General features: G+C 45.8%; 7 protein-coding genes. All 7 read right to left on the bottom strand.

Annotated elements, in window-relative coordinates; translation table 11 throughout:
* Positions 1-16: 16 nt before the first annotated feature.
* Positions 17-1,012, bottom strand: a complete 996-nt coding sequence (locus WC715_04825; GenBank protein ID MFA6171739.1) for a radical SAM protein — start codon at positions 1,010-1,012, stop codon at positions 17-19.
* Positions 1,013-1,027: 15 nt separating this feature from the next.
* Entirely contained in the window at positions 1,028-2,146 is a 1,119-nt protein-coding gene (locus WC715_04820; protein MFA6171738.1) for a glycosyltransferase family 4 protein, read from the bottom strand.
* Positions 2,143-3,558: an O-antigen ligase family protein gene (locus WC715_04815; protein ID MFA6171737.1), complete on the bottom strand. Its 1,416-nt coding sequence runs from the start codon at positions 3,556-3,558 to the stop codon at positions 2,143-2,145. Before WC715_04815 ends, WC715_04820 begins: the two co-directional genes overlap by 4 nt.
* A gap of 162 nt (positions 3,559-3,720) precedes the next feature.
* Positions 3,721-4,125 carry a hypothetical protein gene (locus WC715_04810; GenBank protein MFA6171736.1) on the bottom strand — a complete coding sequence of 135 codons (405 nt, stop codon included), beginning with the start codon at positions 4,123-4,125 and terminating at the stop codon, positions 3,721-3,723.
* Positions 4,126-4,582: 457 nt separating this feature from the next.
* Positions 4,583-6,121: a hypothetical protein gene (locus WC715_04805; protein MFA6171735.1), complete on the bottom strand. Its 1,539-nt coding sequence runs from the start codon at positions 6,119-6,121 to the stop codon at positions 4,583-4,585.
* Positions 6,122-6,136: 15 nt separating this feature from the next.
* The gene (locus tag WC715_04800; protein MFA6171734.1) at positions 6,137-7,573 is read right to left on the bottom strand and encodes a hypothetical protein; all 1,437 of its coding nucleotides are present in this window, start codon (positions 7,571-7,573) and stop codon (positions 6,137-6,139) included.
* Positions 7,574-8,027: 454 nt separating this feature from the next.
* The gene (locus WC715_04795) at positions 8,028-12,518 is read right to left on the bottom strand and encodes a hypothetical protein (GenBank protein MFA6171733.1); all 4,491 of its coding nucleotides are present in this window, start codon (positions 12,516-12,518) and stop codon (positions 8,028-8,030) included.

Here is a 12,518-nt window from a genome sequence, read left to right as displayed (position 1 = left end):
AAATATTTATGCAAACCTATTGGCTTTCATATTTAAAATAATCGCAGGATTCACACTTTAGCTCCCCGGACGCTTTACCGGCATTAAAATATTCCCTCGCTTTTTTGAATTTTTCGTTATTCCAGATTTTTTCAGCTTCCATGTCTTTTACATTTCCAAAATTATTTTTTTCATCCAGGTAATAAAAACAGCAAGGCTGGACAACGCCGTCAAAGCGGAACATCGGATGCCCGTAAAGCCAAAAACACCTCTTGGCTTTTACTTTGTCCCGGTCGCCTAGATAAATAGAATAGTCATCCCTTAAGGTAAAAACGTCCGGCTTTAAGCCCGCGGCCAGAGCTTTGATTTTTTTAATATCCTTTTCCGCGTATTCCTTAAAGTGGATGCTTTGAATTTCGATTTGCGGATATTTAGATCCGGCTTTTCTTTTTTTCTCCTGTATAAGCTTAATGTTTTCCAGCAGTTTATTAAAATCGCCGCCTTCCCGGTAGCTTAAATAGGATTTTTCATCATAACCATCAAGTGAAATAATAAGATGCGTAAGCTTGGCCCTTACCAAGCCTTCGGCTAATTCCGGAGTTAAATAATTTAAATTTGAGCTTATGACGCTCGCGATTCTTTTCTCGGTTAGGTATTGAACCATCTTTACAATATTCCCGCATAATAGCGGCTCGCCCATCGAGTAAAGAGATACTTTAACCAAATATTTGTCCAGCCCGCCGATAATTCCCTTGAACATCTCAAAATCCATATCGCCCAGCATATTCATTTTCTCCAAAGTCCTTTTTTCCTCCGAATGAAAACAGCCCTTGCATTTCAAATTACAGAGGTTGGTCGGCTCGATTTTAATAAAAAACGGCTTAGAAGATAAAACGGTTTTTCCGGTTTTTTCTTCAAATTTTGACATGGCGATATTAAAAATTTTCCTCGCGTTAAGGAAAGGAAGCGAGGTTTTTAAATGCCTTCGGATAATCGGATAGGCGCTGAATTTTTCGAATTTATTTAATTTCATAGCATGTCAAAAGGCTTAATTTCTATCGCCATTCAAAATTTTCCGGTATAATTCTTCATACTCTCCGGCGATCTTTTTAATAGAAAACTTTTCGCGTAAATTTCTTTGCAGACCGCAGCCCAGTCTTTTTCTCTCGTCAGCATTCCCTATCAGGTATTCCAGCTTTTCTTTTAAATCATTCGCGTCTCCCGGCTTAAACAGACATCCTTGATTAGAATCGGTTATAATTTCCCTTAAGCCGTCAATATCCGAGGCTATAACCGGCAAACCCGAAAGTCCGGCTTCGATAACGGCTATCCCCAAACCCTCCCATACGGAAGGCAAAACAAAAATATCGATCTTTTTTAAAAATTCCCCTGCCTTCTGCCAGCCGATTAATTTTACCCGGTTTTGAAGCCCATGCTTATTTATAAGCATTTCAAGGTTAGCCCTTTCTTCCCCGTCTCCGGCAATCAGGCATTCAATTTCTATTCCTGATTCCAGCTTGCTAACCGCTTCGATTAAATATTCAAAGCCTTTTTGCCGGGTCAGCCGTCCAACCGAACCGATTATTATTTTATCTTTTTGCTCATAGCTTCTTTCGTTAAACGCGTATTTTTCGGTTTCCGTCCCGTTATAAATCACCGTCAATTTATCTTCCGGCACTCCCTCGCGTTTTATTAGATAATTTCTTACGGCTTCGGATATGGCGACTACCCTAGCTGACAAGAACGAAGTAAGCCTTTTTAGGATTATCCTCGGCCAGCTGTCAACATAATTAAGATTCTGTTCGGTGATTACTAAAGGAATCCCGGCCAGTCCGGCGGCCAGGCGGCCGAAAAGATCGGCTGTAAACAGCTGGGCGTGGAGAATATCCGGATTCTCGGCCTTAAGCGCTTTATAGTACCTTATCAGGCATTTTATTTTGTCTTTGCCTTTCCTTTTTTTTAAATCCAGTATCTCAACTCTTTCGTTTTCCAGCTCCCGCCTCCAGTCCTCGGCTTCCTCGCTCGCCCCTTCAAGTATTAGTAATTTTGCTTCAAATTTCTCCTTGTCTAAATTTTTTATTAGATCAATCGTAAATCTCTCGGCGCCGCCGATGCGGAGGCCGGGCAAAGCGTAGATGATTTTAATTTTTTTTTGTTCGCTTTTCATGAAAGTGGCGCGCTATTTTCTATTTGTTTATTATTATCCAGCAATTTTATTGCCGCTAAGGTTATGCCGATCGGCAGCCAAAGTTTTCCCTGGTAATAGGAAGTATTGAAAAATTCCATTATAAAGACTCCTAAACTCCCGGCGGCTAATGGCAAAAATAACTTTAGCTCATTTTTATTATTTTTAATTGTCCTTGAAAACAATAAAAATATTGCTAAAGAGTAAATGAAAAAAGCGATGAGCCCCAGACTGCCGTTTTCGGCCATTATTTTTTGGACTACGCCGTGCGAATCAAGAACTTCTCCGTATCTTGTCATATAGGTGATGTTGTTCTCGACCAAATGCACAAATTCACCGGAACCCTGGCCGATAATCGGATTTTCGCTAAAAGCCTTCCAGGCGATAGAAAGCATCAAAACTTTTTGCTGGTTGGAAAGGCCGCCGATATAATAGTAGGTCTGGATTTTATACATGTTTATCCAGGCCGGAATGGAAAGCATTAAAATAAATAAGGCGTAAACAAGATATTTTTTTAAGTTTTCCCGGTGGCCGTAAAATAAATAGGCCACTGACGCTAAAACTACCGAGATCCAGGCGCCCCGGGAAAAAGTTGCGATAAGAATCAAAGTGAAAAAAATCATGCCCAGATTAATGAATCTTTTGGCTCTTTCGCTTTTAATCCAGTACTTCAAAGATAATATAAAGAATATGCCCGGCAGCATCACCTCGGCTAAAAGATTTTGGAAGTCCCCTAAAGGATAAATGCCGAAAATTTTAATAAGGCGGAGGCGGAAAAATTTCCCCTGGAAGATATCATCAAGCAAAGAAATGTTTTGTTCCTGGACGGAAAAAAGCGCCATCAACGCGGCGTATAAAACCGAAATAAGGAGGAAGACAATCGTGTTGCGGAGAATTTTTTTATCTTTAATAACGTTGGCCGGAAAGAAAACAAAAGCAATATAAGGAAATAACACCCAGCGGGCGCTGTAAATTATGCTGTTATAGCTGTTATCTGAAAAAACTCCGGAAAAAAAAGCCGCGCCGAAGAAAAACAGGAACGGCATAATAAGCGGCAATTCAAGCTTAACTTTTTCTCCGGCTATCACTTTTAAATAAGCGATCCTTAAAAAAAAACTGAAAAGCGCCGCGGCGGCCAGTAAATCTAAAAATGAGGTTTCAATTTTGAAATCCGGATATAAAGGCTGCCAAAATATTACCGGCAAAAATAAGGCCACAAGATATAAGCCGAATTCAGGTTTTATGGCGGTAATAATTATAAACGAAGCCAGGCCCAAAACCGCGATTGATTTTAGAGGAAAATAGGCGGCCGCAAGGAGCGCTAATATAAAAAACGCGCTTATAGCAATTATTAGCGGCTGCCGGTTTTCGCTAATTTTTAAAGTATTTAACATGTTAATAATCTTATTTGGAAAACTCAATTTTTCGCTTCGCCTTTGCCGTCTTTCCCGTTCATGGGAGTTGGGTTGGTGGGAGCGCGAAAAGACAAAAGTCTCTCGCGCCCCCACTCTAGTTTGTGGCGGGATTATCCGCCGTTTGGCGCCGGGCCCGGGCGGCTACCTGCAGGTAGTCCGGAAATTAAACGCGTTGAACCCGTTGTCAACGACGTCCCCCTGCTTTACCGCCCCGTCGGCGACCATCTTTTTCGACGGGTACCAGGGGTACCCGTCCTTCTTGCGGCCAAAGCCCCAGTCTTGGGTTCCCGAGGAGGACCCCTTGACTTTGGCCACCCAGTAATCTCCAGCCGCGGTCATTGGGGTGTTGTTGTCCCACCCCTCAATCTCCGCGCCGAATACCGGTACGCCGCCGCCGAGGTACTTGGCGGCCAAGGATTTGGAGACGAAAAACTCCACTCCGTCTCCGGCGTTCCTGCACCCGTAGTCCTGCGCCATTACCGGGGCCGCGGTAAAAAATGCGGCCAGCGCCACGAAAACCAGAAAACAAAGAGCCTTGTGTATCATGAGATTCCTCCAATAAAGAGAAAAGAGTGAAAAAAATGGAAGTGCCTGGCGGGAGAAAAGACCCGCTAGGCCTTCCCACCGCCCTGACATTCAGGTATTTAGATGAAAAATTTTTCCATATAAATATCTGAATGCCAGTTTGACCGGGTTTTCTGGTATATTTTTCCAAAGAGCATGGCATTGGATATTATCCTATCCAATCTCATTCTCTTTTGAAATTCTTAATTTTCCATTAAGTTCAGCCATAATTCTTGAAATGGCATTATCTTCCATAGGCTAAGCGTTGCAAAAAATATATTGACAGGCGAACTAAAATCCGAAGATTTTAGTTCGCCTGGTTGAAATGTAGGAATACGCCTAATTTTCCTTGCGCGTTTTAGCGCTGAATTTCAGGACTCTCTACAATAACAGAAAGCCTAAAGAAAATCAAGCGTAAATAAAGAACGTGTCAGCAGTCTCACGGATCCGCCCGGTGACTCGACATTCCAGTGAAAACCGGTTCCGATGGGGCGGAAACAGAAACAGGAGCTACGGGAGGAGCGGCAACGACAGAATCAGGCGTTGTCGGCGCAACCTCGACCGCGGGCGCGACCGGATTTTTTGGCGCAGGTTTTGCGGCCCCTGTCAAACGATCCCATAACCAATCAGTGATCGGATCCAGGTCGCTTGACGCTATAAGATTGCCGAATGGACCGTTGCCTGGCTTGCTCCAGGCATAGCCCGCTCCTGCGCCCAGCTTTATGGCCCGATTCTTGGTCGACCCAAAAAGCCGTAATTCAAGCCCCGTTGTGTCATCGTCGTTAAAGTCATGCGAGCCATGAACTCCAACGCCGGCGTCAATCTTTTTCCCTTCGTACAGGGTAGCGTCGATTCCGCCGCCGATATTCGTTGTTTCAAATCCGGTGGCGTCATCAACTTTTTTCCCATTCCAGGTTGCCTTGACTTCCCGAGAGAGTTCAAGGTTCCCCTGGAGGTAAGCCTCAATGCGTTTTATCGGCCCCAGTCTCGGAGTCCGCAGGTCGGCGCTCGAGAACAAGGAAATCTGTCCGGCGGTCTGGCTACTTTCTGACCGCCCGTCGACTTGCTTAGCGCTGAAGGAATCATCCCTCCGCGCGTATCCCCCGAAAACCTGGACGTTGTCCGGCCCGTTAATAAGCCGTCCGCCGCCCTGGGTCGCCAGTTGATATCCGCCGTATTTGGCGTCTTTCAACTTCGGGTAGATGCTTCCCGGGGTACCGCTCCATCCACCGTAGGAGAAACGAACGCCACCCTGTATCGTGGCGGCTCCGCTCCCTATTTCTCGGCGGGGGGTGTATAGGGTAAAATTCGCACCCCAATACAGCGTGGCGTGCCCCTTTTCCGAGAATATATAACCGACGTAAGCAGCGGTGTCTTTCTCAAAACCCGCCTTGATTCTTGCGCGGGCGGCTTCGGGCGTCCGGACGCTTTCTGGCGGAGGAGGCGGTGGCGGCTCGACTGGAGGCGGCGGCTCGGGAATTCTTCCTACCCGGCGAGTCCAGTTTCCGCATCGCGGAAACACGAACTTGACGCCGGTTGAAAGAGTAAACTCAACCCCTTTCTCGGTTTCGTCCCAGGCTACATATTTGTAAACCCGGGTGAGTTTTCCACCGCGCTTCATAACCGTCGCAACAAGGTCGCCTCGGACAAGACTTCCTTCGGCGCACCCAGGAGCATAGCTTTTTGACCGGGAGTAATCTCCCGCCAAAACCTCAAGCTCCTTCATTTCATCAGCGGTTGTGCCGACGACAGAAAGTTCGGCCTTATCCCGCTTGGAGAGTTCTTGGCCAAGCTTCCGGCCGAGTTGAACGGCGCGGTCGCTAATCCTCTCCCAAGGTTCAAACGTGATTTCCCCGATTTCGGTTTTTACTACGATATCGGGGAGGGTTGAAGCCGCCAAAGCGACTGTAGTCGTCAGGCTCAAACCTATGAAGGCGAGCCCGACAGCGATTACCAGACAGAAAAACTTTTTGTTCACAATCTCCTCCTAATACTAATAGCTTTCGAGATCTTTCATCATGTGATCCCAAAGAGCCTTATTATTCGGATCAACGCCAAGCTTTTTGAGGATGTTGACTACGATGTAATACACATCTTCCCGGGATGCCTTGGCATCCATGTATCCCGGCCGATTCGTATCGACCGAGAACAAATCTCCAGGCGCCTTCATCAGCTTGGAGAACAGGATCATCCCGCCCAAGCCGGTCGACGAAGTCACCGGAATGGTGAAGAATATCTGCCAATCTTTCCCCAGGTACTTTTTGAGACGGCTGACGATCTTATCGTCTTTAGCCACCTGTTCGAGCATCTCGGGGGTAAGATTGGAACCAATCACTCCGTAGCGGCCTCGTGCATATTTCAAATCCGCCACCTTATGGATTCCCATCTTCTCAATAAGCTGATTAAGCCCTTCGAAAAGCTGGGTTCCCTTTTCCAGGGCGGCTACGAATTCCTGGCTTTCCAGGACGCCAAGCGTTGGGAGAAAATCCCCGTACTTTTTTATGTCCAATTTTCTGCCGGACATATTTGTCCTTAACGGGAGGATTTCGCCAGCGTGATTTGCCAATCTCTTCATCGCATGGTCAGCGACGAAGAATCTATACTCCCTTTTTGACGCAAGGTCGTAAGGAAGCATATAAACAAAGTGCGGCACCCCACCTATCTCTCGAAGGAGGCCGGGCTCTTCGGTGTATGAACCGTCCGGAGCTACAAGAATTCCAGGCCAGCCGATAGCTTTTCCTTTTTTATCACTATCAGCTATTGCCATACTAGGATTCGCAACGTAAGTGACGAGGATGGAAGCCTGTGGCAGGCCCTCGGGCATCGGCACCTTGTACATATCCGACAGATTCATCGGAGTCGGCCCGCAGGCTGACGCAACAAAAACAACAAGCGTCAAAATCGCCGCCAACCGCGTTGCGGCGCAAATGTTGACAGTATTGATTTTCCTATATTCAGCCGGGACAGAAGATCTTGTCCCTTTCCTCTCGAGGACTTTTTTCCTCAAAAGTCCCTTCGTCTTCTTGGTGAGTGAATTTTTTTCTCCCGCCCAGTATTTCCTCATCCCGCGCCGAAGTTCTTTTACTACTTCCTTCCCCGACTTGGGCTCTTCGTTCGGTGGTAATGGAGATAAGAATCTCCCGAGAGAAACCTCGGTCAGCCTAATCACCCAAACCTCGACCTCGTCGCATCCACCCGGGCCATTAATCTCGAAAGTAATGACCGCCATGCGCGGGAAAGCCGGTTTTGGTTTAAGAGGTTTAATTTTTCGGCACTGCAAGAATATCAGGCCGATTACTACGATGACGAGGTAGCCGGCCACTACTTCTGGCCGATGTTTTTCCCACCAAAGGGTGGGTAAAATTCCGCTCAAGCCGCCAAGAACCGCGACGAACGGAATCGCCATAGCCAACGATAGAAACTTTTTCATTTTCTAGCCTTTCTCCCGGAACGCTACCTGGATCAGATGCCGGAACCCGAACTCTGCGGGCTATCACTCCGCCCTTTGCGGAAGTGAAATTTCCGACGGTTAATTTACTATACAATATTGTCAAAGGACAAGTTCCCCCTTTACTTTTGAGTTCGTAAAAACGCAAAAGCAAAAAAAGAAAAAATTTGGCTAAATTTTAACCGTATTTGGTGGATTTTTATTGAATTTCGGGATAAACCATATGTACATAATGCGCGCAATTTTAACTCGAAACCTTAGCATATTTTCGGCTATACGTCAATACTAAGCTCATTTTAATAATTTGGCTAATATTAAATTAATTTTCACATAAATTCCAATCTCTTCCGCTGATTTAAGAGCTCAACTTTTTTTTCTTAAATAAAAAAGAACCCGTAAAAATACTACGGATTCTTTAAACTCTTGATTTTTTACCCTACTTGCTTTCCTGAACAGCCAAAATGACGTTCTTAATATATCTAATTGCTTCAGACCTCGATTTTTTCGTTGTCTTTTCCGCGATTGCCGGGTCGCATAGCATATCTAAATACATTTTTACGTTATTTCTAAGAATTTCTTTATTATTCGCGTTTTCTTCGGAAAACTTTGAAACGCAAAATTCAGCAAAATCTTTTCCGGTCAAACTGCCAGCCTCAATCGCCTTTTTTATATTCATCACTTTTTCATTTTCTTTTGCTCTGCCGGACACAATCTCATCAAGCATATGCAATTTTTGCGGAGATAGATTCAAAGCCGGAGTTTCGGTTTTCTCAATTCCCGAGGCTCTCTCAACTAATTCTTTTAGCAGGCTTTTAGTTTTCCCTTTTGATCCAGTATTCGGAATTCCGCCTTTATCTTCCCTATCGCCCCCCCAATCTTTTGACTTAGGCACTATTGATTCTCTTTGCGCTCCGGTTTTCTTGCCTTCCGTTTCTCCCGGGCCTGGCTTTGGCGGACGGATTTCTCCGGCTTCTTGCGAAGCCTGGCGCTCGCTTTGCCTTTTATATAAATCCGCGCCTTCTTTCTCGGTCAAAGGCATGCCTCTTACGGCTTCCGCCCCTGCCCGCAAAGCCTTGCCCCGCTCGGGTCTAGTTCCGGCCCCGCCTTGGCTGATTCCGTAAGTTTTTAAAACCTGCTCCACCGTCATATCGCTCGTTTCCGCCTTGTACTTCATTATATAGTCCCTTAAATGTCCGTGCGCGGCTTTTTCTTTCTTGCCATACCACCAGCCGTTATAGGGAATTTTCACTTTCACTCCGGCGTCCCGCTGGTTTATGAGCTCGGCGAATTCAGCCGCCGTTATGTCTTTAATCTTATTATAGTCGGCCGGGTTGATATCAAAATGCTTTATTACCGCGTGCTCATTAACTTTCATCTGGACTTCGCTCGGTTTTTTCCCGGTTTCCGGGGGTTGGACGGCAGTGGTTTCCGCTACTCGCTCAAGAGTTTCTCTAACCTTGCCGCGATTACCGGGATCCTCTTTCTTTTCCTGGGCGATAATCTCTTGGGCTTCTTTCTTGGCAGGAACTTTTTGAGTTTCCTTTGCTTCCGGTTGTCCAATGTTCTCCGCGCCAACCGCTTTCTTCAATTCTCCTTCCTTTTTCATTCCTTCCTCGCGTTTAGTATCCTGAAGTTTTTTCTCTTCAGCTAATTTTGCCCGTTTTTCCCTCTCGGCGGCCATATCAATCACTTTAGCCTTGCCAAAATTTTCTGCCCTCATTGCTTCAGACAGGCTCTTGCCGATATATTTTTTATCTATTTCCAATCCTTCAGCTTCCTTGACTTTCCCGCCTTCCGCCATTAGCTTTGGCTCGTAACTTACGACTCGGTCGTCAACGGAACGGCCAGATATCAAAATTTTAGCTTCCGCCAATTTGCCTTCTTTAACTTCCGTGGAAAATACTTCAATGGATACGCTATCGGGCCTGGCGACAGAAAACTGCATTAATTTCCCCTTGCCGGCCGGCGCGGTTAATCCTCCTTTTAGGGCAATCTCGTGCGCCTGGCGGCCGGAAAAATCCCTAACAGCTTTAGTAAATAATTTCCGGTTTCCTTTAAAATCATCAAGGGTTTTCCCAAATCCGAATTTTTCCGGATTGGCTTCAATTTGGCGCCTCAAGGAATGCTCGATTCCTTCGCCTTTATAAACCGTCGCGATGCTGGCTTCAATATTCCCGGTCTTTTTAATATTCTCTAAAATCGATTCTCTTAATTTCTTGCTTCCTCCGGCTCCGGCAATATTATTTTTTCCGTCCAAAATATATTTTAAAGCGCTTACCGAATCCTTATCAATGTCCTTTTCGGCAAGATTGTCATAAAATTCGGGTCCAAAACCCTTTTTATTATTGGTTAATTCGGCAATCTCGTTAAAAATTTTTATTTTATTGCCATCCGCCAAGCCTCGCGCCATTTTATTAGCCAGCTCTTCGCTTAAAGCGCCCTTTTCCATTAATATCTTTTTAGCGCTATCGATTTCTTCGTTTTTCTCGCTTTGAGGCTCGGCTGGAGCGCTTTGTTCAACCTTAATCTGCTTGCCTTCCTTGGGCTCTTCAATTTTCGCCGCTTCTTTTTTCGGCTCTTCGGCCTTTGGCTCTATCTTATCCTTTTCTTTTAAAGCTTCCGGCTCTGTTTTTTCGGCTTTGACCGCTTCCGGCTCATGCGGCTCAAGAGAACCCTCTTCAGGATGAGATGGTTTATCTTCGGGGGCGGGCTCAATTTTTGCATCCGGCTCTTTGGCCATAGCTTTGTCCCATTGCTTCTGCAATTCTCGCGCTTTTTCGTCAACAGAGATATCTCCCTCCGCCCTAGCCTCGCCTTTTTGTCCCGCTTCAGCATCTCCTTTTGCCTTCCATTCTGATGATATTGTTTCTTTTAGCTGTTCACTAAGCCGGCTTTTTTTCTCCATATAAAGCCTTTCTTCTTCGGCTTTTTTATTCTGCAGCTCATCAAAAATTCCTTCTTTCTTATCGGCATCCGCCTTAGCCTCGGCATAAGCCGGATCGTCAGTCTTTAACGACGCCATCTTTTTCATTGCCTTTAAATACTCTTTTTCCTGATCCGACAAATTATCCAAAAATTCCCGGTGCTTAAGCTCGTTATTCTGGTAAACTATTTCAATTTCAATCATTTCCGGCCGGGCTTTTACTCTCGGCCCCCTTGGAGTTTCTACTGCCTCGCGAGACTCCTCCTTGCCCGGATTTTCTTCAGGCTCGCCCTCTATTTTTTCTTTCATAGCTTCTGTTGTTTTTGGTCGTGCGGAAGCCTTCTGGCTTTCTTTCAAATCTTTTATCAGCTCTTCAATTTTTTTTCTGCGCGGATCGCCTTCCGGCAGCTTGTCCAGCATCTCCCGGTTATGCCTTATTAATCCTTCGTGAGTCAAGAAGGAAGGATAAATTGGCGCTGCAACAGCTATACCGGAATTTCTAAACGATTCCTGTAAAAATGCTATGTTGCCGCCTAAAGTTCGCCCGGTCATTTTCTGGCTGGCTATATCAGCGCCGCGGCCTATAACCTCACCGCGCTTTTTCCATTCCTCCAGGTCATACAACTTCATAAACCGATCAACGCCACCGGCAATATTTCCGGTGGCAGTATCCATGACGCCTTGATGTTCAAGATTATCCAGTAGATGATTGTATGGCTGCACTAATGAAGCGCCTTCGGTGGCGTAAGCCATAACGGACGTTCCGCCAATGCCAAACGCCCTTGTTAGAGTTCCCAGAGCTCTCATTCTCGCTAGAATCTCCGGTGAGCGCATTTTTATTTTATGCCAAGCTTTGCCGAACTGGCCGACGCCGGCCTCTTCCAGCTTTTCCATTTCGGCTTTTTCAAATTCCAATTTTTTCTTTATTTGTTCAGGGTTCAGCCTCCCTTCTTTTCTTCCATGCCTTAATTCATTATATGTTTCCCGGGCCGCCGTAACCGTTGTACCTTTTAACACTTCCCTGAATTTTTCGGCCGATACTTCGTTATGAGCGCTTTTCCAGTCACCCGCATCCTCGCCGCTCTCCTGCTTTTTTTTAAAGGCTGATCTTGAATATTTATCCCATTCCGATTTTCCCCGGTCTAAGGCCGCGAAAGCGCCATATGTAATCCCTCTTAGCATAAAAAATCCCGTGCAAGTCAAGACTGAATTAACCGCATCCCGGCCCAGCCGGAAAGCATTTACCTTCTGTCCGGTATATTTCCGCAATGCACCTTCATATTCATCGCTTTGCCCTTTTTGCAGGCTCGTTTCCTTTAACTTATGCCCGCGCATTATTTCTAAAAGATTTTTCCTTAGTTCCAATCTCTTGGCTTCAGGCAAATTTACGTCATCAATCTTAGCTTTAACCTCCCGAACCGTATCGCGGTACTCTTTTCCGGCCGTAGTTATTTCTTTTTGCTCTTCCTTTGATAATGACCCGAATCCTCCTCTGCCCTTGGCCCGCTGACGGAGATCAATGGCCCTGTTATTAACGCCAAGCAAAGTCCTTTCCACCGCGTTCTCCGTAAAATGCTTATGGACATCGCCGCGCATGGAAGTCTTAACTCCCAGCTTGGATAACCCATACAAAGACCAGTCGACAATTCCTTTTACTCCGGCAATCGAAGCAATAGTGTCATAACCGATCTTTCCGCCCTTAGTTACGATAGCGTTTTCCCTCTCTTTGGTTAAAAATTTTCCGATTCTTTGCAGCCGACTTTCGGGTTTTGAGCCAGCCGCGCTTTCCATGTCCGCCGGATCGTTAAAATTCTCTTCGCGGCGCGCGCCAAAAGCCCGGTCATACATTCCTTTGGCCTTTTCATACATTCCGGACAAAAAAGACTTACTTTCAATATTCACTCCATTCTCTTGGCGTGCGTTTACCTCAAGCTTATTTTCCTTCGGTTTTTTCGGTTTAAGCTGGAACGGCATTTCCGGGCTGAATGTTGCGCCTGAACTCAT

The organism is Patescibacteria group bacterium, from assembly GCA_041661505.1.
Classification (GTDB): domain Bacteria; phylum Patescibacteriota; class Patescibacteriia; order Patescibacteriales; family JBAZCA01; genus JBAZCA01.
Note: the sequence above shows the minus strand (reverse complement) of the source record. Positions and strands in the feature narration are given on the sequence as shown.